This window comes from Micromonospora haikouensis, assembly GCF_900091595.1.
GTDB lineage: Bacteria > Actinomycetota > Actinomycetes > Mycobacteriales > Micromonosporaceae > Micromonospora > Micromonospora haikouensis.
In genome coordinates, this window is record NZ_FMCW01000019.1 from 15693 (window position 1) to 42182 (window position 26490).

Annotated in this window: 29 protein-coding genes and 1 pseudogene; 16 read left to right on the forward strand and 14 right to left on the reverse strand. The window is 74.5% G+C overall.

Going from position 1 to position 26490, the window contains the following annotated elements:
* Positions 1-24: 24 nt before the first annotated feature.
* A complete protein-coding gene (locus GA0070558_RS19715) occupies positions 25-867 on the reverse strand; it encodes an SAM-dependent methyltransferase (protein WP_256092030.1) in 843 nt (280 codons plus the stop codon).
* A 189-nt stretch (positions 868-1056) separates the two neighbouring features.
* Here GA0070558_RS19715 and GA0070558_RS19720 point away from each other — a divergent pair, with 189 nt between their 5' ends.
* Together GA0070558_RS19720 and GA0070558_RS19725 are read left to right on the forward strand one after the other, a co-directional pair.
* Positions 1057-1548 (forward strand): DUF8243 domain-containing protein, encoded by a 492-nt coding sequence (locus tag GA0070558_RS19720; RefSeq protein ID WP_091282413.1) that lies wholly within the window; start codon positions 1057-1059, stop codon positions 1546-1548.
* A 79-nt stretch (positions 1549-1627) separates the two neighbouring features.
* Complete coding sequence (locus tag GA0070558_RS19725) at positions 1628-2251, forward strand: phosphatase PAP2 family protein (RefSeq protein ID WP_091282417.1); 624 nt, start codon at positions 1628-1630, stop codon at positions 2249-2251.
* 15 nt (positions 2252-2266) lie between these two features.
* Here GA0070558_RS19725 and GA0070558_RS19730 read toward each other — a convergent pair whose 3' ends face one another.
* Positions 2267-3031, reverse strand: coding sequence for a prepilin peptidase (locus GA0070558_RS19730; protein ID WP_091282717.1), 765 nt, complete (start codon positions 3029-3031; stop codon positions 2267-2269).
* Positions 3032-3647: 616 nt separating this feature from the next.
* Here GA0070558_RS19730 and GA0070558_RS19735 point away from each other — a divergent pair.
* From GA0070558_RS19735 to GA0070558_RS19790, 12 genes are all read left to right on the forward strand, one after another.
* Positions 3648-4187: a hypothetical protein gene (locus GA0070558_RS19735; protein WP_439709617.1), complete on the forward strand. Its 540-nt coding sequence runs from the start codon at positions 3648-3650 to the stop codon at positions 4185-4187.
* Positions 4181-5197 (forward strand): hypothetical protein, encoded by a 1017-nt coding sequence (locus GA0070558_RS19740; RefSeq protein ID WP_439709618.1) that lies wholly within the window; start codon positions 4181-4183, stop codon positions 5195-5197. Before GA0070558_RS19735 ends, GA0070558_RS19740 begins: the two co-directional genes overlap by 7 nt.
* Positions 5194-5853, forward strand: a complete 660-nt coding sequence (locus GA0070558_RS19745) for an SAF domain-containing protein (protein WP_091282424.1) — start codon at positions 5194-5196, stop codon at positions 5851-5853. The genes GA0070558_RS19740 and GA0070558_RS19745 overlap by 4 nt, the downstream gene beginning before the upstream one ends.
* A gap of 2 nt (positions 5854-5855) precedes the next feature.
* Complete coding sequence (locus GA0070558_RS19750) at positions 5856-6656, forward strand: CpaE/TadZ family protein (protein ID WP_091282427.1); 801 nt, start codon at positions 5856-5858, stop codon at positions 6654-6656.
* The gene (locus GA0070558_RS19755; protein ID WP_091282431.1) at positions 6646-8229 is read left to right on the forward strand and encodes a TadA family conjugal transfer-associated ATPase; all 1584 of its coding nucleotides are present in this window, start codon (positions 6646-6648) and stop codon (positions 8227-8229) included. The genes GA0070558_RS19750 and GA0070558_RS19755 overlap by 11 nt, the downstream gene beginning before the upstream one ends.
* Positions 8178-9131, forward strand: coding sequence for a type II secretion system F family protein (locus GA0070558_RS19760; protein ID WP_439709619.1), 954 nt, complete (start codon positions 8178-8180; stop codon positions 9129-9131). Before GA0070558_RS19755 ends, GA0070558_RS19760 begins: the two co-directional genes overlap by 52 nt.
* Entirely contained in the window at positions 9131-9994 is an 864-nt protein-coding gene (locus GA0070558_RS19765) for a type II secretion system F family protein (protein WP_176734287.1), read from the forward strand. Before GA0070558_RS19760 ends, GA0070558_RS19765 begins: the two co-directional genes overlap by 1 nt.
* 29 nt (positions 9995-10023) lie before the next feature.
* Positions 10024-10233: a hypothetical protein gene (locus GA0070558_RS19770; RefSeq protein WP_091282437.1), complete on the forward strand. Its 210-nt coding sequence runs from the start codon at positions 10024-10026 to the stop codon at positions 10231-10233.
* Positions 10233-10826 carry a TadE/TadG family type IV pilus assembly protein gene (locus tag GA0070558_RS19775; RefSeq protein ID WP_439709620.1) on the forward strand — a complete coding sequence of 198 codons (594 nt, stop codon included), beginning with the start codon at positions 10233-10235 and terminating at the stop codon, positions 10824-10826. Before GA0070558_RS19770 ends, GA0070558_RS19775 begins: the two co-directional genes overlap by 1 nt.
* Positions 10823-11302 (forward strand): TadE/TadG family type IV pilus assembly protein, encoded by a 480-nt coding sequence (locus GA0070558_RS19780; protein ID WP_091282730.1) that lies wholly within the window; start codon positions 10823-10825, stop codon positions 11300-11302. The genes GA0070558_RS19775 and GA0070558_RS19780 overlap by 4 nt, the downstream gene beginning before the upstream one ends.
* Before the next feature lie 140 nt (positions 11303-11442).
* On the forward strand, positions 11443-11814 hold the full coding sequence (locus tag GA0070558_RS19785; RefSeq protein WP_256092041.1) for a hypothetical protein: 372 nt from the start codon (positions 11443-11445) through the stop codon (positions 11812-11814).
* Positions 11815-11830: 16 nt separating this feature from the next.
* Positions 11831-13036 (forward strand): LysM peptidoglycan-binding domain-containing protein, encoded by a 1206-nt coding sequence (locus GA0070558_RS19790; RefSeq protein WP_091282440.1) that lies wholly within the window; start codon positions 11831-11833, stop codon positions 13034-13036.
* A 175-nt stretch (positions 13037-13211) separates the two neighbouring features.
* Here the strand turns inward: GA0070558_RS19790 and GA0070558_RS19795 are convergent, their stop codons facing one another.
* The 5 genes and pseudogenes from GA0070558_RS19795 to GA0070558_RS19815 form a co-directional block, all read right to left on the reverse strand.
* Entirely contained in the window at positions 13212-14063 is an 852-nt protein-coding gene (locus tag GA0070558_RS19795; protein ID WP_091282442.1) for a Rieske (2Fe-2S) protein, read from the reverse strand.
* A gap of 99 nt (positions 14064-14162) precedes the next feature.
* Complete coding sequence (locus GA0070558_RS19800; RefSeq protein WP_091282445.1) at positions 14163-14489, reverse strand: hypothetical protein; 327 nt, start codon at positions 14487-14489, stop codon at positions 14163-14165.
* Between the two features lie 73 nt (positions 14490-14562).
* Positions 14563-14832 (reverse strand): annotated as a pseudogene (locus GA0070558_RS19805) (nitroreductase family protein); the annotation flags it as partial.
* Between the two features lie 170 nt (positions 14833-15002).
* Positions 15003-15938, reverse strand: coding sequence for a helix-turn-helix domain-containing protein (locus GA0070558_RS19810; RefSeq protein WP_176734277.1), 936 nt, complete (start codon positions 15936-15938; stop codon positions 15003-15005).
* Positions 15939-16057: 119 nt separating this feature from the next.
* The gene (locus GA0070558_RS19815) at positions 16058-17080 is read right to left on the reverse strand and encodes a helix-turn-helix transcriptional regulator (RefSeq protein WP_218107042.1); all 1023 of its coding nucleotides are present in this window, start codon (positions 17078-17080) and stop codon (positions 16058-16060) included.
* 293 nt (positions 17081-17373) lie between these two features.
* Between GA0070558_RS19815 and GA0070558_RS19820 the strand changes: the two genes are divergently transcribed.
* Positions 17374-18135 carry a crotonase/enoyl-CoA hydratase family protein gene (locus GA0070558_RS19820; protein WP_091282453.1) on the forward strand — a complete coding sequence of 254 codons (762 nt, stop codon included), beginning with the start codon at positions 17374-17376 and terminating at the stop codon, positions 18133-18135.
* A gap of 13 nt (positions 18136-18148) precedes the next feature.
* Here GA0070558_RS19820 and GA0070558_RS19825 read toward each other — a convergent pair whose 3' ends face one another.
* The 5 genes from GA0070558_RS19825 to GA0070558_RS19845 form a co-directional block, all read right to left on the reverse strand.
* Positions 18149-19597: a dihydrolipoyl dehydrogenase family protein gene (locus GA0070558_RS19825; RefSeq protein ID WP_091282455.1), complete on the reverse strand. Its 1449-nt coding sequence runs from the start codon at positions 19595-19597 to the stop codon at positions 18149-18151.
* 157 nt (positions 19598-19754) lie between these two features.
* Entirely contained in the window at positions 19755-19934 is a 180-nt protein-coding gene (locus GA0070558_RS19830) for a hypothetical protein (protein WP_091282457.1), read from the reverse strand.
* Between the two features lie 94 nt (positions 19935-20028).
* The gene (locus tag GA0070558_RS19835) at positions 20029-20748 is read right to left on the reverse strand and encodes a hypothetical protein (RefSeq protein ID WP_091282460.1); all 720 of its coding nucleotides are present in this window, start codon (positions 20746-20748) and stop codon (positions 20029-20031) included.
* 175 nt (positions 20749-20923) lie between these two features.
* Positions 20924-21571 (reverse strand): response regulator, encoded by a 648-nt coding sequence (locus GA0070558_RS19840; protein ID WP_256092031.1) that lies wholly within the window; start codon positions 21569-21571, stop codon positions 20924-20926.
* Between the two features lie 66 nt (positions 21572-21637).
* Complete coding sequence (locus tag GA0070558_RS19845; protein ID WP_091282462.1) at positions 21638-22816, reverse strand: sensor histidine kinase; 1179 nt, start codon at positions 22814-22816, stop codon at positions 21638-21640.
* 166 nt (positions 22817-22982) lie between these two features.
* Between GA0070558_RS19845 and GA0070558_RS19850 the strand changes: the two genes are divergently transcribed.
* Positions 22983-24146: a sensor histidine kinase gene (locus tag GA0070558_RS19850; RefSeq protein WP_091282465.1), complete on the forward strand. Its 1164-nt coding sequence runs from the start codon at positions 22983-22985 to the stop codon at positions 24144-24146.
* Positions 24147-24245: 99 nt separating this feature from the next.
* Here GA0070558_RS19850 and GA0070558_RS19855 read toward each other — a convergent pair whose 3' ends face one another.
* A complete protein-coding gene (locus GA0070558_RS19855; RefSeq protein WP_091282468.1) occupies positions 24246-25520 on the reverse strand; it encodes a cryptochrome/photolyase family protein in 1275 nt (424 codons plus the stop codon).
* A complete protein-coding gene (locus GA0070558_RS19860) occupies positions 25517-26440 on the reverse strand; it encodes a phytoene/squalene synthase family protein (protein WP_091282471.1) in 924 nt (307 codons plus the stop codon). The genes GA0070558_RS19855 and GA0070558_RS19860 overlap by 4 nt, the downstream gene beginning before the upstream one ends.
* Positions 26441-26490: the final 50 nt, after the last annotated feature.

A 26490-nucleotide genomic window follows, 5' to 3' on the forward strand; every position in this document is an offset into this window, starting at 1 on the left:
AGCCCTCCGGCCCGGCCGGGCGGCTCAGCGGCGGACGCCCACCCCGCCGAAGCCGTGCGACACCCCCGCTCGCGGCCCGCCGTCCGGACGCCAGTCGGCAAGCCAGGACAGGCCCGGCTCCACCAGCTCGTACCCGTCGAAGAAGCGCAGGATGTCGGCGCGGGTGCGGGGCACCAGCGGGGCGCTGCTCTGCTGGTAGACGGCGCGACCCTGCTGGGCGGGCAGCGGCGGGGCGCCGTCGAGGGTCAGGTGGGACAGCAGCAGCTGGCTGCCGGGGGCGGTGGCGTCGCGCAGCCGGGCGACGGCCGCGTAGGGATCCTCCGCGTCGGGCACGAAGTGCAGCACCGCCACCAGGAGCACGGCCACCGGCCGGGTGAGGTCGATCGACGCCGTCACGTCGGGGTGGGCGAGCAACTCGTCGGGCCGACGCAGGTCACCCTCGACGACGACCGTGCGGGCCGCGTCGCCGAGCAACCGCCGGGCGTACGCGACGGCGACCTCGTCGTAGTCGACGTAGACGACCTTGGAGTCGGGGGCCACCGCCTGCACCACCTCGTGCACGTTGCCCTGGGTGGGCAGCCCCGCGCCGATGTCGAGGAACTGCCGTACCCCCCGCTCGGCGGCGTACCGCACGGCGCGGCGCAGGAACGCGCGGTTGGTCTGGGCGGCGACACCGGTGTCGGGGAAGATTTCCAGGACCTGACGGGCGGCGGCCCGGTCGACGGCGAAGTTGTGGCAGCCGCCGAGGTAGTAGTCGTACATCCGGGCGACGTTCGGCCTGCTCTCGACGCCCCCGGCGGACGAGGTCGCGGGCTGCGGGGTCGTCGGCCCGGAGGTCGGTGCGGTCGGTGCCGGCTCGCTGGTCACGGTGTCCTCCACGGGGGTCCGCGCCCGCCGCGCGGCAGCCCGCCGCGAACGCGCCCTGAATGTCTAGCACCCCGCGTGGCTGCCCGCAGGCCCGTCGTGTCGTTGATCCGGTTGTGTCCGTCGACCACCCGGGCGACGGTGGGCTGCGGGTGCCGGCCAGGCCGGCGCCGCGAGGTCGAGGAGGTCGCCATGACCCGCCAGCGGGAGACCGTCGAGGTCGATCCGGTCCTGTTCCGCGCCGTGTACGACTCACCGGCCTCGCTGCCCGGCCGACACCGCTGGGTCACCCCCGAGCACGACGTACGCCGGATCGAGAAGCTGCTCGGCATGCCGGCGCGCAGCATCGGCGCGCCGCTGTGGGTCAGCGGCGACGAGCCGGACTGCCCGAAGTGCGGTCGGCGGATGACCTGGCTGGACATCGTCTCGTCGGCCCTGCACGGGGTGCACGACCCCGCGATGATCGCCCGGGTGATCCTCGGCGACCGTCGGTACGTCAACACCGAGGTCCCGGACGCGATCCCCGGCGTGCACTGCGTCGACTGCCGGACCCCGATCGATGGGCTGCGCAGTTTCAAGTGCCACAACTGGGCGTACGCCTTCGAGGCGCTCCAGGACGTCGTCGAGCGGATGTCCGGCGTGGTGCAGCACCCCGTCCCCGGCCCGGCCGCACCCCCGGCGTGAGCCGCCTCGCCCCGTGGCCCGGTCGGTTCACCGACCCGGGGTCGGGTGAACAGCAGGTGAACTTTTGGTAGGGTGAATCATGATCAACGCTGGTTTGTCATCGATTCCGCCCTTCAGCGATGGTCTGTACCACGGCGTCGTCAGCTTCGCCGACGGCACGCCCGAGCCGGTCCAGTGGTTCGCCGCGCACTTCACCGAGTGGTCGATCGTCCTGCTCGGCCTGCTCCTCGTGGCCGCCGCCCTGCCCAAGCTGGGTGCCGGGCCGCGCAACCTGGCCCTCGCCGTGGCCGCGCCGGCCACCGTGGTCCTCGCGTACGGCGGCAGCGAGCTGCTCAAGACCGTCGTGGACCAGGACCGCCCCTGCCGCGTACCGACCGACCTGTTGATCATCGCCGAGCGGTGCCCGCCCGTGGGGGACTGGTCCTTCCCGAGCAACCACTCCACGATCGCCGGGGCGCTGGCGACGGCGATCGTCCTGCTCTCCCCCCGGCTCGCCTGGTACGCGGTTCCGCTGGCCGTGCTCGCCGCGTTCTCCCGCGTCTTCGTCGGGGTGCACTACCCGCACGACGTGCTCGCCGGCCTGCTGCTCGGCGCGCTGGTCACCGGCGTCGGCGCCCCGCTGCTGGCGCGGCCGGCGGCCGAACTGCTGCGCCGGCTGTCCCGCCCGGTGAAGGGAGGGCCCGCGCGTAGCGCGGGCGCGTAGCGGGAGGCGGGTCGGTCAGCGAGCCAGCAGCAGGGCGGCGACCGTGCCGAGGACGAGGAACGGGCCGAACGGCAGGTGGCTGGACCAGCGGACCCGGCGGGCCAGCAGCAGCGCCAGGCTGGTCAGCGCGGACAGCGTGAACGTCACCAGCAGGCCGAGGACGAGCACGGGCCAGCCGTGCCAGCCGAGCAGCGCGCCCACCCCGAGCGCCAGCTTGGCGTCGCCGAGGCCGAAGCCACGCCGCCCCAGCAGCAGGGTGGTGGCGGCGAAGGCCAGCGCCAGCCCGGCCCCGGCGAGCGCGGCGCGCAGCCAGGGGGCGCTCCCCGCCGAGGTCGCGGCGGCCACGCCGTAGAGGGTCAGGACTCCGGCGGCGGCCGGCCAGGTGAGCCGGTCGGGCAGCCGGTGCACGGCCGCGTCGATCAGCACCAGGGGCACCGCGAAGCAGAGCCACCAGGCGAGGGCCGCCCGTTCGGCCGGCGCGCCGGGCACCGCCACGAGCACCGCCAGCGCCGCGAGGGCGGCCAGCTCGACCGCGCCGGCCGGTGCGCCGACCCGGGCCCGGCAGCCGCCGCACCGGGCCGCCGGGCCGAGCGCGGGCCAGGGCCGGTCGAGGCCGAGCGGCGTGCCGCAGCGCGGGCAGGCGACCCGGTCCGGCTCCCCCGGCGGTACGGCGTACCGGGCGACCGCGAGGCGGAGCAGCGGCGTGCCGGCCAGCAGGGCCGTCAGGCGTACGCGGGAAAACCGGCCCGGCGCGGGGGCCGGGACGGGCGGTCGCCGCAGCCGTTCCCCGGTCACGCCCGGCTCCACGACCGGGACACCCCGGGACGGGGCGACACGGTGAGTAGTTCTCGGCTTGCCGACGTGTAGCGGATGGCGCGGAATCCGACGGCCGCCCGTCCCACCGGGTCGCCGTCCAGATGGGACGCCCGCCTGGCGGTGCTCCTCCGTCGACCGGGGGGCAATTCGGGCCTACCCACCTGGAGCGGGCCGCCATTCGCGCCGATTGGACCAACCGCCGTCGACACCTCGACACTGTGACGGCGGTCACCATACAACAACGGGGCGCGACACAGGACATCGACTCCCGCCATCCGCGATCACCGCCACCCGTCACTCAGAGTATTCGAACAGATTGCCTCTGTTGCATCGCCTAGCGTCAGCTTATGCTCGCCCCTTGAGTACGACGCAACCCCGGCATGAGGCGTCGGAGGCCACAGAAGACATCGGTGCACGGCTCTTGGAAGATCAGCACAGGTAAATGCGGCGGTGGACAGAAGGGCCCGGATGAGTCGATCCGGGGCGCACTGCCGCACGCCCGGAGACGGTCGGTGCACCGCCCGCCCCGGGTCGCCAGCGAGGAGGCACGGCGTTGCGAACACGGCGCCCCGGCCGATGGATGATCTTACTGGTCACGGCCCTGACCGCCGCACCGGTGGCCGCCTGCGGCACGGAACCGGGCACCACCGCGCAACCCCGTGCGGCGGCCCAGGCCAGCACTCCAGCCGCCCCGACCGCCGCCGAGGAGCGGGCGGCCCGGGAGGCGGCGCTCGCCGCCTATTCCGGATATCTCGCGGCCTCGCGGGCGGCGAGCCGGCGCAGCGATCCGCGCCACCCTGAACTGGCCAAATTCCTGGCCGACCCGTTGTTGACCAGGGTCCGACTGGCAATTCGCGAAGCTAAGGAGCACGGTGCCGTGCGTACCGGAACTTTCGTTTCCGACCCCACCGTCACCTCGGTGAGCCTGGACTCCGTCCCCGCCACCGTGGAGATCCAGGACTGCCTGGACACCACCGGCTACCGGCTGGTCGACGCCAAGACCAAACGGGTGGTGCCCGGCTCGGGCGGCGGTCGGCACCTGGCCACCGCCACGGCCACCCGGTACCACGGCCGTTGGCTGATCAACTACGGCGCCGGCCACGAGGACCAGCCGTGCTGACCCGGTGGGCCCGCCGCGTGGCTGGTTCCGCCGCCCGCCCGACACGACCGCCCGCCGCCCGCCCCGGGCTGCCCTCCGCGCCCCGCCCCGGGCGGCTGCTGGCCACGACCCACCCCGCACGGCTGCTGGCCGCGATCGGCGTGGTCCTCGCGCTCGCCGTCGTGGCTGCCCCGCCGACCGCCACCGTCGCGGCGGCCCGCGAGGGCGGCATCGAGTGCCCCATCGGCCAGAACGACTGCGACGTCTGGGACGACGACCCGGGCAACCCCGGCGGCGGGAACCCCGGCGACGGCGACGGATCGAGCGGCGGCAGCGGCACGTGCCAGTGGAACGGCAGGGTCATCGCCTGCTACGACGACGTCCTCGGCTGGTTCAACAACGGCGACGGCTGCTACTACAAGCTGTCGCAGCCGCAGCCGGAGGGCACGCCCGAGGGCAAGCAGTGGTACACGGCCACCTGCAACGGCGGTGACCTCGGCACCCAGCACGAGGTTCTGCTGGACGCGCCGCCGCCCGGCTACGGCACCCCGCCCGATCCGGAGGAGCTGGCCCGCCGGGCGCTCGCCTCGATCTCGCTGCTGCCGCCCCGGGCGACCGTTGCGCCCCGCAAGAGCATCGGCCCCGGGCTGGTCGGCCTGCCTGTGTGGATGTGGGCGAGCCCCGGCAAGGCCTACTTCGGCACGCTGGAGGCCTCGGCCTCCGACCGGGGCCTGACGGTGAGCATCGCGGCGAAGGTCGACAAGATCGTGTGGGACATGGGCAACGGAGACAAGGTCACCTGCCGCGGCCCCGGCACCCCGTACGACCCGAAGGGCCCGAAGGCCGGCGGCCCCTCGCCGGACTGCGGCTACGACGGCGGCTACGCGAAGGCCGACACGTACGAGATCTTCGCCACGACCCACTGGAACGTCCACTGGACCGGTGGCAACCAGAGCGGTGACATCCCGCAGACCCGGACCAGCGGCATCATCCAGGTCCAGATCGACGAACTTCAGGTGGTGACGCGGTGAGTCTCGCTACGCGCAACGGGACCGGGCAGCCGGTGGACGCTCCCGTCGCACCACCTCGGGTCGTCCGGCAGCGGCGGGTCCGGCCCGGCCTGCTCGGCCTCGCCGTGCTGCTGATCGCCCTCGGCGGCCTCGGCGCGGCGTTCGCGGTCACCTCCGTGCGGGCCACCGGCAGCTACCTGGCGGTCGCCCGTCCCGTCGAGGTGGGCCGCACGCTCGGCGCGGACGACCTGGTCACCGTGCAGGTGGCCGGCGGCCAAGGGCTGCGGCCGGTGCCAGCCGCTCAGCTCGACGACGTGGTCGGCATGCGGGCGGCCGTCGCCCTCACCCCGGGCACCCTGCTGACCCTCGGGCAGCTCACCGACGACCCGCTGCTCGGTCCCGGCCAGCAGCAGCTCGCGCTCGACCTCGCCCCGGGCCGGGTGCCGGCGAAGCGGCTGCACCCCGGCGACCGGGTGCTGCTGGTCAGCACCCCGGACCGCAGCTCCGGCGGGCAGCCAGCCTCCAGCACCCGGTTCGAGGCGACCGTCATCGACACGGCCACCCCGAGCACCAGCAGCGTGGTGGTCTATGTCGCGCTCACCGCCCGGGACGTGCCCGCCGTGGTGGCGCTCGCCGCCCAGAGCCGGATCGCGGTCGTGCTGACCCGGGCGGCCTGAGCATGGCGATCATCGCGCTGGTCTCGGCCAAGGGCTCGCCGGGCGTCACCGCGTCCGCGCTCGCCTGCGCCCTGACCTGGCACCGGCGGCTGATCCTCGCCGAGTGCGACCCGGCCGGCGGCTCGATCCTCGCCGGCTACCTCGGCGGTGCGCTGGACGGGCCCCGGGGCATCGGCGAGCTGGCCGTCGGGGAGTTGCGCGACGGCAGCCTGGAGACGGCGTTCTGGTCGCAACTGGTCGACCTGGACGCCCCGCGCCGGGAGCGGCTGTTGCTGCCCGGCGTCGTCGACCCGGCCCAGGCCGGCAGCGTCGCCCCGCTCTGGCAGCGGTTCACCGACTTCTTCCTCGACCTGGAGCGCGGCGACCCCCCGTACGACGTGCTTGTCGACTGCGGCCGGCTCCAGGTCGCCGGCCCGCCGTGGCCGATCCTGCGCGCCGCCGCCGTGGTCCTCCTGGTCACCCGGGCGCGGCTGCCCGACCTCTCCGCCACCCAGGCCATGGTCCGGGCGATCGAGCGGGACTTCACCGAGCACCGGGTGCCGCCGGGCACGCTGCGGCTGCTGCTGGTCGGCGACGGCCACGGTCGGGGCGAGATCAGCAAGGCGCTGCGGCTGCCGGTGATCGCGCGGCTGCCGGACGACCCGCGTACCGCGGAGGTGTTGACCCTCGGCGGGACCCTGCGGGCCGGACGGCCGCTGATGCGCGCGGCCGGCGCCCTGGAGGTGCCGGTCCGGGCGCTGCTGGACCGCCGCCGGGCGCGGCTGGCCTGGCCCGTCACCCAGGGGGTGCCGGGTGCGGTTTGAGCCGGTGTCGCACGACCCCCGGGTGGCGCGGCAGCCCGCCGCGACCTCCATCGCCCCGCCGCTCGCCCCCGCGTCGGGCGGCCCCCACCCGCCACCCGCGCCGACCGGCGGCGGCCACCCGCAGCCGCCGCCGGCGGGGGCCGCGCCGGCCCCGCCCGTCGCGCCGGCCCCGCCCCGACCCCGGGTCGACTTCGCCGTGGTACGCGAGCTGCGCCGCGAGCTCAGCGAGCGGCTCACCCTGTGGCAGCGCGGTCGGGAGTTCGACGCCGACGCCGAGGACGTCGAGCGGGCCCGGCTCGCCGTCGCGGTGGTCGCCGAGTACGCGGACGCGGTCCGCCGCGCCGGCACCCCGATGGCCGCCGGGGAGGAGCGGCTGCTGCTCGACCAGGTGACCGCCGAGCTGGTCGGCCTGGGGCGGCTGCAGACGCTGCTGGTCGACGGCACCATCGAGGAGGTGCACATCCTCGGCTGCGACCAGGTGCGCATCACCCGGCACGGCGGCGGGGTCGACTGGGCCGACCCGATCGCCGACAGCGACGACGAGTTGGTGGAGATCCTCCAGGCGGCGGCCCGCCGGGCCGGGGCGACCGAGCGGTCGCTGTCCACCTCGAAGCCGACCCTCGACCTGCAGTTGCCCGACGGCAGCCGGCTCGCCGCGGTCTTCCTGGTCAGCCACCGCCCGTACGCGGTGATCCGCAAGCACAACACCCTCGAGGTGAGCCTCGACGACATCGCCGGCGGCCGGGGCGACCTGGACGAGATGATCGACCCGCTGCTGCGCGACTTCCTCCGGGCGTCCATGCGGGCCGGGCTGAACATCATGGTCGCCGGCCTGGCCGGGGCGGGCAAGACCACCGTCATCCGGGCGCTGATGGACGAGATCCCGGCCGACGAACCGTACGTGCTGCTGGAGGAGAGCCGGGAGCTGCTGCCCACCCGCCGGGGGCACAAGCACCGGGCGGTGATGAGCTTCGAGGCCCGCGAGGGGCACGGCGAACGCGGGCTGGACGGCCGCCCGGCCGGCGAGGTGAGCATCGCCGACCTGATCCCCGTCTCGCTGCGGATGGGCGTGCTGCGGATCATCGTCGGCGAGGTGCGGTCCCGGGAGATCGTGCCGATGCTCCAGGCCATGACCACCAGCCGGGGGTCGATGTGCACCATCCACGCCCGGTCGCCGGGCGGGGTGGGCGAGCGGATCGTCGAGCTGGCGCTCTCCCACGGCCGGGAGATGACCGTCGACCAGGCCCGCCGGATGGCCGGCAACGCCCTCGACCTGATCGTCTACGTCACCGTCGAGGACGAGACCGCGATCGGCGGGCGCAAGCACCGCTTCGTCTCCCACGTGGAGGAGGTCATCGGCGTCGGCGAGGGCAGCCGGATCACCACCACCACGGTCTTCGGTCCGGGCCCCGACGGCCGGGCGGTCCCCCGGCACCTGCCGGAACGCGTCCGCGACCAGTTGCTGCGGGTGGGCTATGACGCCCGGCTGCTGGGCCGGTGGATCGACGCCGGCACGGGGGCGTGGCGGCGGCCCCGGCACACCCGGCTCGGTGCGCGGGCGGTGGCCCGGTGACCGCCGACATCGAGCTGATCGCGGTGGTCTCCGGCGCGGCGTGCGTGGCCGGCCTGGTGCTGGCCGTCGTGGCGCTGGTCGGCACCACCCGGCCGGCCGGGCCGGCTCCCGGCGCGGGGCCCGGCGGCGGGCTGAGCCGGCTCTGGCAGGGCTCCGGCACGCCCCGGCAGCGGCGCAACCACCAGCTCCTGCTCGGCGGGGCGGTGCTGGCCGGCGCGCTGGCGTTCCTGCTCACCGGGCTGCCGGTGGTCGGCCTGTTGGTCGCCGTGGCGGTGCCCGGCGCGCCGTGGCTGTTCTCCGTCGGCCGGGCCGAGCAGCGGGCCATCGCCCGGATCGAGGCCGTCGGCGAGTGGACCCGCCGGCTCAAGGACGTCTCGTCGACCGGTCAGGGCCTCCAGCAGGCCATCCTCGGCACGCTGGCCACCGCCCCCGCAGAGATCGAGGAAGAGGTACGCCTGCTCGCCGCCCGCCTCCAGGCCGGCTGGCTGGCGAAGTCGGCGCTGCTCGCGTTCGCCGACGAGATCGGTGACCCGGTGTGCGACCAGGTCGTGGCGGCGCTGATCCTGCACCTGTCCGACCGGGGCGAGCGGCTCGGCGACGTGCTCGGCTCGATCGCGGGTGCCGCCGCCGCCGAGGTCGCCACCCGGCGGGAGATCGAGGCCAAGCGCACCCAGCCGCGTTTCGCGGTGCGCTTCCTCACCGGCATGACCCTGCTGACCATCGCGTACGGGCTGGTCAACACCGACTACGTCCGCCCGTACGGTACGCCGGTCGGGCAGCTCGTGATGCTCGTGCTCGGCGCGGCGTTCGTCGGGCTGCTGGCCTGGGTGCGGTCGATGAGCCAGCCGCCCCGGCCGGCGCGTTTCCTGCCCGCCCCCGACCCGGCGGAGGCGATCGGATGATCCTCAACTGGCACCTCACCCTGGCCGTCGTCGGTGGGGCGGCGGTCGGCCTCGGGCTGTTCCTGGTGGTCCGGGAGGCCCTGCCGGCCGCACCGGCGCTCGGCCCCGCCCTGCGCCGGCTGCACCAGCCGCCGGGCACCGGCCGAGCCGCCACGGGGCGCGGGCCCGACTGGATCGGCGGCTTCGCCCGCTGGCTGCGCCCGCCGCACCGGCAGCTCGCCCTGCTCGACCGCACCCCCGAGCAGTACGCCCTGTCCCTGCTGCTCTCCGCCCTGGTAGGGCTGGCCACCCCGACCTTCCTCGGCGCGGTGCTCTTCCTCGGCGGCGTGTCCGTGCCGCTGGCCGTGCCACTGTTGGGCAGCCTCGGCATGGCGTTCGTCGCCGCCCTGATCGCGCACCGCAGCGTGCTGACCCGCGCGGACGCCGCCCGGGACGAGTTCCGCCAGGCGGTCTGCACCTACCTGGACCTGGTGGCGTTGCAGCTCTCGGCCGCGCACGGCCCGGTGCAGGCCCTGGAGCGGGCCGCGGCGGTCTGCGACGGCTGGGTGTTCGACCGGATCCGGGAGTCGCTGCGGATCGCCCAGATGCAGATGCACTCGCCGTGGGACGAGCTGCGCGAGCTGGCCGACCGGATCGGCATCCCGGAGCTGGGCGACGTCGGGGCGATCATGCGCTCGTCGGGCAGCGAGGGCGCGCAGGTGCACGAGACGCTGCGCAGCCGGGCCGACTCTCTGCGCGACCAGATCCGCACCGACAACCTGGCCCGCGCCGAGGGCGTCACCAGCCGGCTGGACATTCCGGGCTCCCTGCTGGTCTTCGTGCTGCTCGGCTTCGCCGTCTATCCGTTCCTCGCCCGGTTGTGAAACACCCTCCCCCTCCGAAGGAGCACGCCATGCACCTCATCGCCTACCTGCACGTCGCGCTGACGACACGGCTGGCCGAACTGCGCCGCGACGGCGAACGTGGCGACAGCCCCGTCCCGACTGCGGTGATCATCTTCGGGCTGGTCGCCGTGGCGATCGCCGTCACCGGCCTCGCCCTGGCCAAGGCCAACGACTGGATGAGCTCCATCCCGAACCACCAGGCCCCGACGGCACCGTAATGACCCACCGCCCCACCCGCGTGGACCGGAGCCGGTCGGCACCCGCCGACCGGCCCGCCGGCCTGCGCCGCCCCGGGCCGCCCCGGCCAGGGGCCGGCCTCGGCCGGTGGGCCCCGCGGCGGCTCGGCGGCGCCGTACGGCTGGGCTGGCGGGCCCGGCGGCAGCTCACCAGCGGTCTACGGCTCGGCCGGGCGGCCCGGCGGCGGCTCACCGGGGGCGGGGCGGAGCGGGGGGCCAATCCGGTGGAGCTGGCGGTGGTGATGCCGGCGATCCTCGTGCTGCTCTTCGCCTCGATCCAGGTCGCCGCCTGGTTCGTCGCCCGCGCCACCGCGCTCAACGCCGCGCAGAGCGCGGTCAACGCCCAGCGCCTGTACGAGGCCCCCGCCGGGGCCGGCGAGGCGCGGGCGGTCGACTTCCTCACCGCCGCCGGGGACTGGCTGGTCGGCTGGGACCAGCCGGGGCCCGCCTGCGTCACCGACGTCGCCGAGGTGACCTGCACGGTCAGCGGGGACTCGTTGTCGGTCATCCCCGGCGTCAGCTTCCCGGTGCGCCAGACCGCGCACGGCACGATCGAACGGTGGACGACCGGATGAGCCGCCGCCGTCGCCCCGCAGCCGAGCGTGGCTCGGTCGCCATCGAGGTGGCCGTCCTCGCCCCCGCGTTCATCGGGCTGATGGTGCTGGCCGGCGTCGCCGGGCGTACCGCGATCGCGCAGGAGGCGGTCCAGTCGGCGGCGCACGACGCCGCCCGCGCCGCGTCCATCTCCCGGGACGCCAAGACCGCGCGCGAGCAGGCCCTGGCCGCCGCGCAGAGCCAACTCGACTGGCAGCGGGCCAACTGCGCCGGCCAGCCCTCGCTCACCCTGCGTGGCTCGGTGGGCGGCTCGCCGACCAGCTTCGCCGAGGCGTTCGACAGCGGCCCCGGCACGACGGCCGCCGTGACCGTGCAGGTCACCTGCACCGTCTCCTTCACCGACATCGACCTGGCGCTGCTGCCCGACATGGCGGCCAGCCGGACGATCTCGGCCAGCTTCACCTCCCCGCTGGACCGCTACCGGAGCCGGTCGTGACCGCCCGCGCCCCCGGCGGGGCTGTGCACACCGCCCCCGCCGACGGTCCAAACGAGCGCCGGGCCACCACCCCCGCCGCCGGCCCGGGACGCCGGTGGCGCGGCGACGAGGGCCGGGTCAGCCTGTTCCTGGCGGCGGCGATGATCGGCGTCCTCGCGATCATCGGTCTGGCCTTCGACGGCGCCGGGCAGCTCCGCTCCCGGCAACTGGCCGACAACCTGGCCGCCGAGGCGGCGCGCACCGGCGGCCAGTCCATCGACCGGGCGAAGGCCATCCAGGGCGGCCGCAAGGAGATCGACGAGGCGGCGGCCAGGGCGGCGGTGACGAGTTACCTCGCCGCCGCCGGTGCCACCGGCCACAGCGTCGAGTTCCCCGTCGTCGACGGGGAGAAGCTCATCCGCGTCCAGGTCACCGTCACCTACGACCGCTACCTGCTCGGCTTCTTCGGCTTCGGTGCCGCCGTCACCGTCTCCGGCGAGGCAACCGCACGCGCCCTCACCGAGGGCCCCTAGGAAGGGAAGGCACGCCATGGCCGCACCGGGTCGCTCCGCCGCACGGCGGGTCGGGCAGGTACTCACCGGGTTCGGCGCGCTGGTCGTGCTGATCGCCGTACTCGTCGGGGGGCCGGTGGCGTTGCTCGCGTTCGCCGGGAACCCGCTGCCCGACCACCTGCCCAGCCTCGCCGAGGTCGGTGCCACGCTGACCAGCCGGGACGACGGTCAGCTCTTCCTGCGGGCGCTGGCCCTGGTCGGCTGGTTCGGCTGGGCCACGTTCGCCTTCTCCGTGCTCGTGGAGCTGGGCGCGCAGACGCTGCGCCGACCGGCACCCCGGCTGCCCGGGATGAGCCGGCAGCAGCGCGCCGCCGCGGCGCTGGTCGGCTCGGTGGCCCTGATCATCGCGGCGAGCCCGGCCGCCGCCAGCGCGGCCACCGTGCTGTCCGGCCCGTATCCCGCCGCCGCACCCGCCGCCGTCGCCGGGGCACCGGTGGCCCGCCCGGTCGCCGCGCTGCCGGTGGTCGACGCCCGGGCCGCGACGCCGACGGCCGCCACGGCGGCCGACCTCCGGCAGGAGGCGGAACCGACGGTGTACCGGGTCGCCAAGGGCGACTACCTGGGCGAGGTCGCCGAGCGCTATCTCGACGACTTCGACCGCTACCGGGACGTGGCGAAGCTGAACCGGCTGGGCGACCCCGACCGCATCCGCCCCGGGCAGCTGATCACGCTGCCCGACGGCGTCCACGACACCGGGGCCCGCAGGCACGCGACCGGGAAGCTGGTGGTCCGGCCCACGACGCCCACCCCCGGCGGTACGGTCACCCCCCGGCCGCCGTCGGCACCCGCCACCCCGCCCGCCGCCGACGCGCCGGCCGCACCAGGTGCGGCCCAGCCCTCGCCCACGCCGCCCTCGCCCACCTCGCCACGGGCCACCCGCCCCGCCCCCGGCCCCTCCGCCGCCCAGCCGCCGGCCGGCTCGTCGTCGGCGGGCTCGTCGCACGGCACCCAGCAGGTCGCCCAGCCGCCCTCAGGGCCGCAGCCCGCGATGGCCGCCGGAGCGTCCCGGGCGGGGGCGGGCGATCAGATGAACCGGCCCCTCGCCGTCTCCGCGGTACTCGCCGTCGCCAGCATCGTCGGAGCGCAGATCGGGGCCGTCCTCGGGCTACGCCGCCGGCCGGCGGTCGCCAGGGCCACCAGCAGCGCACGGGCCCTCGTCACCGGCCGGCACCGCCGGGACTGACCCCCGAGCCGAGGCACGGCACCGAGCCGGGCGGGGCGGGGCCGGGCCGGGCCGGGCCGGGCCGGGCGCATGATCGACTTCATGTCGCCGACATGGGGGCATCCGGCGTGCGGGAAACCGCCATGTCGCCGACATGGCGGCCGGGCCCGCAGGTCTGGCCTGGGCCGGCCGGGCCTCAGGGCAGCCTCGCCTCCAGGACCCCGTCGACCACCCGGGTCGGCAGGATCTGCTGGTCGTTCCCGGACGGCCCGTGCATGACCTCGCCTCCGTTGAGCCGGAACGCGCTCCCGTGCCACGGGCAGACGACGCAGGCATGTCCGTCGATCTCGGTGACCTCGCCCTCGCCGAGCGGGCCGCTCTGGTGCGGGCAGCGCTCCAGCATCACCGTGACCTCGTCGCCGTGCCGGTAGAGGATCACCGAGACGTCGTCCACCTCGCGGGTGACCAGCTTCCGCTGGGGCAGGTTGGCCATGTCCGCCAGCGGGTGCCAGCCCTCGCCGATCCGGTGCAGTTCGGAGATGCTCTGGTTGACCTGCGCCCCCTGCTTGTACGCGAGGTGCCCGCCGAGGTACGCCCCCGCGCTCGCCGCGCCCAGCCCGAGGTAGGCCAGCGCCCGCCCCGTCCCGTGCCGCCCGCGCAGCCGGGCCGCCAGCGAGCCCGCGTACAGGGTCAGGCCGACGGCGTTGGCGGCGGCGTGCACCAGCCCGACGCGGCGCTGCTCCCGGGATAGGGCCGCCCAGTCGTTCAGGCCGGCGATCGCCGCCGGGAGGGCGCTGACGGTGCCCAGCCCCACCAGGGCGGTGGCCGCCCGGCGCTGGCCGGGCATCAGGTCGAGTACGGCCGCGCTGATCCAGGAGCCGACCGGCACCTGCACCAGCGCCGGGTGCAGCGGATGGCCGATGAAGACGCCGTGCAGCAGGTCGCGGACCCGCTGCGGGCGCAGGGTGGCCTGGACGCCGCGCTGCAGCCGGTCGCCGGCCTGGTCCAGGGCCGAAGCCTGTTCGAGTTTCGTCAAGAGTGCCCGCATTCCGTCCGACTTCCCGGCAGAAGCGGTCGCAAACCGGGCAGCCGTGCCGGGTGTCCGGCGTACGCACGGGTCGCGCGTACGCCAGACGCGGGACCCCGGCTACCGGCAGATGAACTGGGTGGTGCCGCTGTACTGGGTCGTGCTGCCGTCGAAGTAGCTGTAGCTGGCCCGCACCGGGTGGCCGAGGTTGCTGGCCGGGCAGGTGGCGAAGAGGGTCGACCCGGCGGTCGTGAAGGTGCCGACGCTACCGGAGTACCAGGTGATGCTCCAGGTCGTCGTGCCGGCGCTGCTGGCGTCGCAGTAGAACTGCGACGCGCCGGACTCGCAGAAGGGTGCCGGGGCGGCGGCGAGGGCCGGGGTGGCACCGGCGGCGAGGCCCAGGGCGGCGAGGGCGGACACGGCCAGGACCTTGACGGTGGTACGCATGGAACTCCTCCCAACGTAGCTAAGTGATGACTCAGCGCCACGCCAGCCTAGCCACCACATAGACGTACCTGGATTAGCTGTTTGGTCGGTCGGTCACCCGTTGCGGCCAGCGGTCGTGGTGCACCGCCTCGGCGAGGGGCCGGCGTCGCCGCCACCCGTGCCGCTCCAGGTCGGGCACCGCCTCCAGGTGCGTGACCGGCCCGACGCAGAGCCAGGCCACCGGCCGGAAGCCGGCCGGCACGCCCAGCAGTTCGGCGAGGAACGGCTCCCGGTAGAAGGAGACCCACCCGACGCCCAGCCCCTCGGCGGCGGCGGCGAGCCAGAGGTTCTCGATGGCCAGGCAGACCGGACGTCCCGTCGGCGGTGGATGGCGTCGTAGAGTTCCACAGGCAGGCTCCCCGCTGCGTTCGGCCCGCCCCGGCAGGCCCGTGCCGGGCTCGCACCGGCTTCCCGATTGCCCCCACGTCCGCGGGGCACCGCACATGATCGTGCGGCCGGCGATGCTAACCCGCGTCAGCGGTGCAGCGTCCGGCCAGGCAGTTCCCCGTACGTGGCAAGGTAGCGGTCGGCGAAGCGGCGCGGGTCGGCGAATCCCCAGCGCGCGGCGACACCCGCCACGGTGGTGCCGTCTCCGGGCATGGCCCGGGACAGCTCCTGGCGGGCCAGGTCGAGACGCACCCGACGCAGGTAGGCAAGGGCGGTCGTGCCGAGCTGACGGCGGAACGCGAGCTGCACCGCGCGGGGAGTGGTGGCGGCGGCGCGGGCGATGTCGACGAGACCGATGTCGGCCCCAGCGTGGGACTCGATGAAGGCGATCGCCCGACGCAGGGTCCCCGGGTGGGCGTCGGCGCGGTCGCCCGGCCGCTCCTCCCGCACGGCGTTGTTGGGGAACGTGGCGAGCGTGGCGGCGGCGAGCAGACGGCCGACACCGCCGAGCACGAGCGGGGACCCGGACGCCCCACCGACAGCGCTCACGACGGATTCCGCGTACTTGATGGTCTGTCGCCACCGCCAGGCCGCGTCGGCGGAGATCGGCCGGAAACTGGAGAACCGCAGCGGAGCCACCGGCCGGTCCGGGTCGGCGCGGGCCACCTTGTCGATCAGCGAGAGGTCCAGCACCACCGAGTCCAACTCGACGTCGCAGGACCATGAGGAGCCCGGCAGGTCCGGCTGAAACAGCACGGCGAGTTCGCCGGGACCGACCAGCTCGTCGATGCCGTCGCACCGATGCCCGTAGTAACCCCGCCGGGGGGCGGTGATCACGAGGTTGCCCAACGGCTCCGCGTTGACCCGTAGGTCCATGTTCACGCTGATGTCGTCGAGAAGGTATGCGCCGACGTTCCACCGGCTGTGACGCAGCGGCCGACCGGTCGGGACGGCAGCCAGCCGCACACCCTGGCCATAGGTGACCTCGTAGACGTGCGCGGCTTCAGCGGGATCACTGGTCACGAACTGATTACGCACGGGAAGGCCGACATGAACACTATCGGTAAACATTAGCCACCCCTGAGTTACGGCCAGCATAGGCGGCCGCGACCCTGACGAGTGAAGACGCGCCGGGGGCCGGGTCAGTCCCGCAGGGTGTGGCTGGGCGGCTGCCCGTAGGCCTGGCGGTACTGGGTGGCGAATCGACCCAGGTGAACGAAGCCGTAGCGGACGGCGACGACCGCCACGGTGAGTCCCTCGCCGGGCTCGGCGGCCTGGAGGTCGCGGTGCACCCGCTCCAGGCGCACCCGCCGCAGGTAGAGCATGGGAGTGGTGTCGAGATACCGGCGGAAGGCCTGCTGGAGCGCCCGCACGCCCAGCCCGGCCGCGACCTCCGTCACGGTCAACGGCTGGTCCGCGTGTTCCTCGATGTAGGCGACCGCGCGCCGGACCGCCGCCGGCGCGACGGCGCCGGGGCTGCGGGTCGGCGCCTCGGTCATCGTCGTGTTGGGGAACGTGGACAGCGCGACGGCCACCAGCAGGCCGGTCGCCTCCGCCTGCACCAGGGCGTTCGACCCGAACTCGGTGTCCGGCAGCACGATGTGGGTGAGATAGCGGGTGGTCTTGCGCCACAGCTCGGCAGCGGCCGGGGACACCGGCGTCAGGCCCTGGAACCGCAGGTTCACCGGCGCGAGGCCGCACCGCTCGTGCGCGATCCGCTGCACCTCGGCGATGGGTAGCTCCACCGCGACGACCTCCATGTCCCGGTGCAGGATCGTCTTGGTCCGCCGGGGCGGCGCCAACAGCAGGTCACCCACCCCGCCCATGACCCCACCCGCCCCGGCATCGATCCCCCAGCCGCCGGACAGCACCTCCGCCACCCCGACGATGTCCCGCGGAAACACCTCGTTGTCCGCGTTCATCGCGTAGCGCACCCGGGCGAGGCTGGCCGCGCCGAGCTGCGTGTACGTCGACTGGAAGGTGAACTCCCCGGAGCCGCCGGACGCGCGTACGCGGTGTTCGGGATACGTGGCCTTCAGCCACCGATGCGCCTCGTCCGGATCGTCCGTCACCAGCCGCGACCATCGCTGCTCTCTAACCGGCCCGTCGCCACCACAGTCGACGGTCCTGTCCACCGGCAGTCCCGCCTTGCTGTGCCCCTTCACGGCATCTCCCGTATCCCGTACGGAGACGCCGATTGGCGCCCTCGCTCCACCCGTTCGGACCACGAGAAGCGGTAAGGCGGACCACTCGGGTCACGCCGCCTCTGCCGGCAGCCTCCAGCGCGCATTGTGGCCCTCAATGCACTGGGTTTGAAGTCGCCACATACCCGCTGTCCGACACACGAAGCAGATGTACGGACAACGAACGATGCCGGTCGGCACCCCGTTCCACGGCCGTGCCGCCCTCAGCGTGGCTCGCGCTGGTGCGTCGGCACCCAGCAGGGCATGCTGTCCCGATGGGGGTACGGGTCGAACACGCCGCCGCGGTGACCACGGTGATCCTGGACCGGCCGGCGGCCCGCAACGCCGTCGACGGTCCCACCGCCCGGGCCCTGGCCGACGCGTTCCGCGCCTTCGAGGCCGACCCGGCGGCGGCGGTGGCCGTGCTGTGGGGGGCCGGCGGCACGTTCTGCGCCGGGGCGGACCTCAAGGCGATCGGCACGCCGAGCGGCAACCGGGTCGAGCCGGACGGCGACGGCCCGATGGGCCCGACGCGGCTGCGGCTGTCCAAGCCGGTGATCGCCGCGATCTCCGGGTATGCCGTGGCCGGCGGGCTGGAGCTGGCGCTCTGGTGCGACCTGCGGGTCGCCGAGTCCGACGCGGTGCTCGGCGTGTTCTGCCGGCGCTGGGGCGTGCCACTGGTCGACGGCGGCACCGTCCGCCTGCCGAGGCTGATCGGCGAGAGCCGGGCGATGGACCTGATCCTCACGGGCCGGCCGGTCCCGGCCGAGGAGGCGTACGCGATGGGGTTGGTGAACCGGCTGGTCGCGCCCGGTGCGGCCCGCGCGGAGGCCGAGCGGCTGGCCGCCGAGATCGCCCGGCACCCGCAGGCGTGCCTGCGCAACGACCGGGCGGCCGTGCTGGCCGGCGCGAACCTGCCCGAGCCGGACGCCCTCGCGGTGGAGCTGGCCTACGGCGCGGCGTCCCTCGCGGCCGACGCGACGGCGGGGGCGGCGCGCTTCGCGGCCGGCGCGGGCCGCCACGGCGCCCCCGCCTGAAGGTGTCGATCGGCTACCTCAGGTCGCGCAGGGCGGTCTCGATGGCGCGGTGGAACGTCGGGTACGCGTAGATCATGTGCCGGAGCCGGCTCAGCGGCACCTCCGCGTGCACCGCCACCACCAGGCCCGACAGCACCTCGCCGCCGGCCGGGCCGACCGAGGTGGCCCCGACCAGCACCCCCCGGTCGGCGTCCGCGACCAGCTTGACGAACCCGTCGCCCCGGTGGATCCAGCCCCGGGTGGACGAGTCGAGCCGGCTCACCCCGACCTGCACGTTGATGCCCCGCTCGCGGGCCTGCCGCTCGGTGAGCCCGACCGCGCCGACCTCGGGGTCGGTGAAGGTGACCCGGGGCAGCGCCCGGTAGTCGGCGTGCGGCACCCCGCCGGCGATCCCGGTGCCCTCCGTGCGCGCCGCGCCGCCGACCGCGCTGGCGGCACCGCTCGCGTCCGCGCCGGCCCGCGCCCGCCGGACGTGGTCGAGCACGTCGGCGACCACGATGGCCGCCTGGTACATGGCGATGTGGGTGAACGCGCCCTCCCCGGTCAGGTCGCCGACGCCCCAGATCCCGTCGGCGGCCCGCATCCGGTCGTCCACGGCGAGGAACCGCTGGCCCGGGTCGACGCCGACGGTGTCGAGGCCCAGCTCGCCGAGGTGCGCCCGGCGGCCGGTGACCACGAGCAGCCGCTCGGCGGTGAACTCGGCCCCGCCCACCGCCCGCAGCGTGAACGCCCGCCCGTCGTGGTCGACCCGCTCCGCGCGTACCCCGGTGGCGATCCGCACCCCGTCGGCGCGCAGGGCGGCGGCGGCCACCTCGGAGGACTCGGGCTCCTCGACGGCGAGCACCCGGCCCGACGCCTCCAGCACGGTCACCTCGACGCCGAACCGCGCGAAGACCTGGGCCAGCTCCAGCCCGATCGCGCCACCGCCGAGCACCAGCAGGCTGGCCGGCAGCTCCTCGACCTCGATGGCCTGCTGGTTCGTCCAGTACGGCGTGTCGGCCAGCCCGGGCAGCGGCGGCACGAAGGGCCGGGTGCCGGTGCCGAGCACGATGCCGTGCCGGGCCTGGAAGACCCGGTCGCCGACGCGGACCCGACCGGTCCCGTCGAGCGCCCCGCTGCCCCGCACGAACCGGCCGCCCTTGCCGGTGAACCGCTCCACGGCGACCCGGTCGTCCCAGTTGTCGGTCGCCTCCTCGCGGATGCGCTTCGCCACCGGGGCCCAGTCGGGGCGTACGTCGGCCTCGCCCGCGAACTCGGCGACCCGCCGGGCCTCGGCGACCGCGTTGGCCGCCCGGATCATCATCTTGCTCGGAATGCACCCCCAGTACGGGCACTCGCCGCCGACCAGCCGCCGCTCGATGCCGACGACGCTCAGGCCGGCCTCGGCGAGCCGGCCGGCCACCTCCTCGCCGCCGACCCCGAGCCCGAGCACGACCACGTCCACCAGTTCCGGTTCCGCCATCGGACCAGCATTCCGCACCGGAGGACCGTGGGCCACCGCGAGGTCGGTAGTTCCCGCATCTGCGGGCCGCCGGGCCCCTGCCGTGGCTGAACGGGTGCGCCGACCTGTCGTACGCCGATCCGGCTGGCGGTTCGCGTGGTCTCGCGTCCAATCGCGCTCAGCCGTCCATGTTGCTGATGGCTACCTGCACCCACATGATGGCGGCCACGGCGATGCCCAGGAACGTGAGAGCCGACAGCCCCGACGCGGCACCGAGGCTCAGGCGCCTGCGGGCCACGAGGAAGACGGTTGCGGATGCCGCCACCGCGAACAGCGCCAAGTAGACCGAGAATCCCATTTCCCTACCTTTTCTGTCGTTGTGAACTGGATCGTCTTGCGGGTGGCCGGTCCGGCGGTGCCGGCCTGTCACCGTGACGGGCCACCGAGGGTCGTCACTTGGCGTACGGCAGGACCTGCAGGCCGGTGTGCCCGTCGCCGGAGGCCGTGATGTGGCCGTCCTTGACGCCGATGACGCCGTGGGCGCCGTGCAGTTCGAACAGGCCGGAGTCACCCGCCAGGACCACCCGCCACACCTGCGACGCCTTCCCGTCCTGGCAGTTCTCCAGCTTCAGCGCGGCGCCGGCAGTGTCCGCGACGCAGTACCCGGAGCCGACCTCTTCGTCCCAGAACGGCGGCTTGATGACCACCCGGTTCTCCGCCGACACCGCAGCCGGGTGGAGGGACATCATCGTGGAGTCCGTCCGACCGGTCCCGGTGAAGTCGACCCCTGCCCGGCCCACCTGGAGGAAGCGATCCACGCCGTCGTCGGCGACGTCGATCAGAACACTCTTGCCGGGCTTGATGCCGGTGATGCGGAGTCCGGACAGGTCCGAGACGGCCCTCGCCTTGGTCGTCGTCCTGGCCGGAGCGGCGGTGGTGGCCCTTCCGCTCGGCACGGCAGGGGCCGACGCGGCCGAGGTCTCGTCGGGAGCCGCGGGAGCAGCCGGCGACGTGGCCGGAGCGGGGGTGGCCGACGGGGCGGCGGTCGTGTCCTGATCGCTGGTGCAGCCGGTGAGCAGAGTGGCGGCGGCGAGGACCGCCCCCATGACGAACGAACGGGTGTGGCGCCAGTGGGCAGGCGTGCTCGCCTCGTACGGCGGTGTCGGGTTCATGCCCTAGAGACTGCCGAACGGCGGCCGCGCTGCCTTCCGTCCGTGAGCCGGCACCGGCTCGGCGCTGGGCGGAGATCAGGCACCGTGTCTCCACCGAAAGGTGGAGGCGTACGGGGGCGTCAACGGGGCCGGCACGGCCCGGCCGCGGTTGGTGAGATCGCCTTGCGCGAACCTGTCAGACGTCGACGAGACCCGCGCGCCACGCCCAGGACGCCACCTCGACCCGGTTGCGCACACCGAGCTTCGACTGCGCGGCAGCGAGGTGCGTCTTGACGGTGGACACCGCGACGAACAGCTCGCCCGCGATCTCCTGGTTGGTCAACCCCCGTGCCACCGCCCGCACGACGTCGCCCTCCCGCTCCGTCAGGGCTTCCGCCGGTGCGGTCGCCCGGGCCTGCGGCCGATGCCGGAAATGACGCAGCAGCCGCACCGTGACCTGCGGCGCTACCAGAGTGTCGCCACGTACGGCCGCGCGGACCGCCTCGACCAACAGGGCCGGTCCGCAGTCCTTGAGCAGGAATCCGCTCGCCCCGTACTGCAGGGCGGTGTCCACGTACTCGTCGTCGTCGAACATGGTGATGACGACGACCGGGATCGGATCGGCCACATCGGGACCCGCGAGCAGCTGGGTGACCTGCAGTCCGTCCAGGCCCGGCATCCGGATGTCCAGTACGCACACGTCGGGGCGCAGCCGACGTGCCGCATCGACCGCGGCTCGCCCGTCCGCGACGTCGGCCACCACGGCGATGTCCGGCTGGGCCTCCAGGATCATCCGGAACCCGACCCGCATCAGCTCCTGGTCATCGGCGATCAAGACCCGCACTGCCTACCGTCCCGTCCTCGATCACACCGATCGAGCACGAATGATACGGGCTGTCCGGCGACGCACCTACCGCTCGGCCCGACGCAGCGGCACGTCGGCCGTCACCCGCCAGCCGCCGGTCGTGCGACCTGCGGTGAACCGGCCGCCGAGCAGGCGCACCCGCTCCCGCATGCCGATGAGCCCGAAGCCGCCGCCGCGCCGGCTGCCGCTCGTCGGGGTGGACCGCCCGTCGTCGTGGACGTCGATCCGGACGTTCCCCTCCTCCGTCCATACCGATGCCACTATCTCCCGTGCCCGACCGGCATGCCGCCGGGCGTTCGCGACCGACTCCTGCACGAGGCGCAAAACCGATGTCGCGACCTCGTCGGCCACCGGTTCGGCAAGATCGACCGTCAGCCGTACCGGCGGACTGCCGGCCGACGTGATCGCCCGGAGGTCGGCCGCCAGGTCCGTGGTCCGGGCCAGCGGCGCCGACGTCACACCCGCGCCCTGTTCGCCCTCGCGCAGCGTGGCGACCATGCGACGCATCGCGGACAACGCCTCGATGCCAGACCGTTCGATCACCGGCAGCGCTCTGGCCGCCGCACCGGAGTCCGTCGCGGTCAGCGCCTGCGCGGCCCGCGCCTGCTCCATCATCGCGCCGACCTGGTGCGCCACCACATCGCGGAGCTCCCGCGCCAGGCCCAGCCGCTCACGCTGCTGCGCCGCGATCACCGCTGCCCGGCTCGCGCGGGCCCGCTGCCGGTCACGACCCCGCAGATACCACCCGTACGCCACCGGGAGCACCACCATCGCGATCTCCCACAGCGACACACTCCACCACGGTTCCGGCGCCGCCCCTTCGGGGAGCGACCAGTACTGCGGCCGAAGCTGCGTCGCCGTCAGACCAGTGACCAGCATCAACCCGATGAGCCCGGCAGCCGCAATCCCCGGAACCTGCCGGACCACCGCCACGATGATGACCGCCAGCGCGGCGATCTCGGTCATCGCCAGGCCACCCGGCATCTCGGCGCCGACCGCCCGCAGCAGCACCGACGAGACGACGAGCGTGGCCGCGACACCCAGCGCCGCGGCGACCGGCCGAGCCCGCGCCAGGAGCGCCGTGGCCGCCACCACGACGATGCCCGGGGCCATCCACCCCCGGCCCGCGGTGTCGAGTTCCCTCGAGAACTGCACGTCGAGCAGGGCCAGAACCACCAGCAGGACCACCAACGGCCACTGCCGCAGCACCGGTGCCAACACCATGGCCCCCCATCAACCCGCGCCTCCACCACCGCCGGGAGGACCCAGCACACGGTACGGGCCGTCGGTTCCGTACGGCTCATCGTCGACGGGCGTGAATGGCCGTCGCGCTATCGTCACCGGCGACTGCCGGGATTCTGACCGAGGTGAGGACTGCTGTGGTGGCGGCGTGAGGCTCGACTGGCGAGGTCTGATCACCTGGGAGTGGCCACTCGCCGGGCTGCTCCTGCTCGCGTTGGCTCTGGACGGAGCCGCGGCGAGTGAGATGTGGCCCTACGACGAGCGGTGGGAGCTGCCAAGTTCCCTCACACTGTGTGCCCTCGCGCTGCTGGCGTCCCGTTGGCCGGTCCTCGCGGGCCTGGGTGTCTCGCTGGTTCTGCTGGTGTGGTCGGTGGTGATCCGGCTGGCCGACGTCGCGCTCCTCTCCGCCGCAGGCGGGCTGCTGGGCGCCGAGTTCGCCGCGGTGCTGGCCGTCATCGTCGCCGTGGTCCGCCGGTCGTCCAGGCCCGCCGCCGCCGGTGTCGTGGGGCTGACCCTGTTCAGTTGTCTCGCGGTCCGGGTCCTGCGACCGGAGCACCCGGGCTCCCCCCAGGACCTGGGCTGGGCCGCTGTCCTGCCGGTTCTGGCCGTCCTCGCCGGCTGGTACCTGCGGACGCGCGACGCCCGGCACTCGCGGGAGAGGCGAGCCGTGGTGGTCGCGGCGCAGCTGCGTGAGCGGGTCGCCCTGGCCCGGGAACTGCACGATGTGGTGGCGCACCACATCGGGGGGATGGTGGTACAGGCCCAGGCGGCGCAGGCGGTGGCGGTGCCCGACCCCGGCGCGCCCGCGCGGGTGCTGCCGGTGATCGAACGGGCTGGCGCGGACGCCCTGTCGGCGATGCAGCGGATGGTCACCACGCTGCAGGACATCGACGAGGGCGGCGGGCAGCCGGCGACGCCGACCACGGATCTGGTCGCCGACCTGCACGCGGTGACGGCTACCCCGGCCGGCGGCACCCTGGTCCGGCTGACGGTGGAGCTCGCGGAGCCCGTACCGGCGGAGGTCGCGACCACGGTGCTGCGGCTGGTCCAGGAGTCGGTGACGAACGCGCGTCGGTATGCCACCGACGCCCAGGAGATCACCGCGACGGTACGAGCCGGAGGCGGGACCGTCCGCGTGCAGGTGCGGGACGACGGCCGGCACACCGATCGGCCGAGAAGATCCGGGGGCGGCGGTTACGGCCTGATCGGCATGCGGGAACGGGTGCAGTTGCTCGGCGGCCGGTTCGAGGCGGGACGCTTGCCCGATGCGGGCTGGCAGGTGCTCGCGGACCTGCCGCTGCGGGCCGGGTAGGCCACGGGCGAGTCGCTGCGCGGTGACTGGCGACCGTCGTTCGGTTAGGAGGGGTCCCTTGTACAACAGAATGCGTTAATAAGGGGCCCCTCCTTGCACTCAGCGCGCCCAGCGGCGGACGTACGCGCCGTCGGGGTCGAAGCGGGCCGCCTGGCGCACCGGGTTGAAGCCCCGGTGCGGCCGGCTGTCGTTGCCGGTGCCCGCCACCCACTGCCAGTTGCCGGCGTTGTTGGCCACGTCGCCGTCGAGCAGCCAGCGGGAGAAGACCGCCACCCCTTCGCGCCAGTCCAGCCCGAGCACCTTGGTCAGATAGCCGGCCGTGATCAGCCGGGCCCGGTTGTGCATCCAGCCCTCGGCGCGCAGCTGCCGCATCCCGGCGTCGACGATCGGCAGGCCGGTACGCCCCCGCGCCCAGGCGTCGAGCGCCTCGGGGTCGTGCCGCCAGTCCTCGGTGGCCCCCCGCCGGTACGCCTTCGTGGCGATCTCGGGGAACGCGGCGGTGACCTGGTAGTAGAAGTCCCGCCAGCAGAGCTGCCGGACGAACGGGCCGAACCGCGCGCCGCCCGGATCGCCGGCCCGCTCACCCGCCCGGTTCGCCACCTCCAGCGGTGAGAGGCAGCCGAAGCGCAGGTACGGGCTGAGCCGCGAGGTCGCGTCGCCGGCCAGGTCGTCGTGGATGTCGCCGTACCGGTCGACGGTGGGCAGCCACTGCGCGAGGCGGCGGCGGGCGGCGGCCTCCCCGCCCGGCACGGCGTGCGGCGACTCCCCCTTCGGCAGGGCGGGCAGCTCCCCGACCGGCAGCCCGTCGGGCCGCGAGCCGGCCGTCAAACCGTCGGGCCGCGCCCCGGCCGCCAGCGCGTCGGGCAGTCGTACCCGGTCGGGCGGGGCCGACTCCTCCCGCCACAGCGCCCCCTGCCAGGCCCGGAAGTAGGGGGTGAACACCCGGTAGTGGTCGCCGCCGGCCGGGCGCACCGCGCCGGGGTCGACGACCGTGAGGCCCGGGAAGAGGCGCAGGTGCAGGCGGTGCCGCTCGCACTCGGCGCGCAGCCGGCGCTCCCGGGTGCGGGCGTACCGGCTGACGTCGGCGGAGAGGCCGATCCCCTCGGCGCCCACCTCGCCGGCCAGCCGGATCGTCTCGGCCACCGGGTCGCCGTGCCGGATCACCAGGTCGCCGCCGCGTTCCCGCAGCGCGTCGCGCAGGGCGGCGAGGCTCTGGTGCAGGAAGCGCGTCCGGTTGGGCGAGCGGCCGGCGAGCGCCGGGTCGAGCACGTGGAGCGGGACGACCCGGTCGAAGGCGGCGCAGGCCGCGGCCAGCGCCGGGTGGTCGTGCACCCGCAGGTCGCGGGTGAACAGCACGATCGCGGTACGCGTCATCGGCCGGCGGGCGTCTGGGCCGGGCCGGGGACCACGACGGGGGTGCCGGCGGGGGTGAGCAGGGCCCGCCCGGCCACCGCCATCCGCCGCCGCCGGGGCACCAGCGCCCGCCGGGTGAACACGTCGTAGCCCTGCGCGGCGACCTCGTCGAGGATGCCGCCGTAGAGGGCGTACGCGGTGCGCATGCACGCCTGGGAGGCGGGCGCGAGCAGGGTCACGCCCGGCGCGGCGGCCTCGTAGTGCGTCTGGGCGCGGCTCACCTCGTACTCGATGAGGTCGCGGATCCTCGGGGTGGCCCGGCCCCGGGCGGCGGCGGCGAACAGGTCGTCGCGGGTGACGTCGAACTTGGCGAGGTCCTCGTCGGGCAGGTACGTCCGGCCGCGCGCGAGGTCCTCGGCGACGTCCCGGATGAAGTTGGTGAGCTGGAAGGCGAGGCCGAGCTGCCGGGCGGGCTCGCGGGCGGCGGCGGGGTCGGAGCTGCCGAGGATCGGCAGCATCATGGTGCCGATGACGGCGGCCGAGCCCTCCATGTAGTCGAGCAGGTCGTCGTAGGTGGGGTAGGCGGTGACGGTCAGGTCCATCGCCATGCTGCGCAGGAACGACGCGAAGTCGGCCCGGTCCAGGTCGAAGACGGCGATGGTGTGCAGCACGGCGGGCAGCAGCGGGTCGTCGACCTGGGCCCCGCCCAGCCCGGCCAGGAAGCGGGCCGACCAGTCGTCGAGCCGGGTGGCCCGCTCGGCGGGTGGCAGGTCCTCGGTGCGGTCGACGATCTCGTCGGCATACCGGGTGAATCCGTACAAGGCGTGAACGTGCCGCCGTTTCCAAGCGGGGAGCAGGCGGGTGGCGAGATAGTAGGTGCGGCCGTGACGTCTGTGCAGCTCGCGGCAGCGGTCATAGGCAGCGGTGAGGTCGACGTCCACCGGCCCTCCCTCGGATTCGACGCAGCAATCGACGCAACTCGTAACCCTAG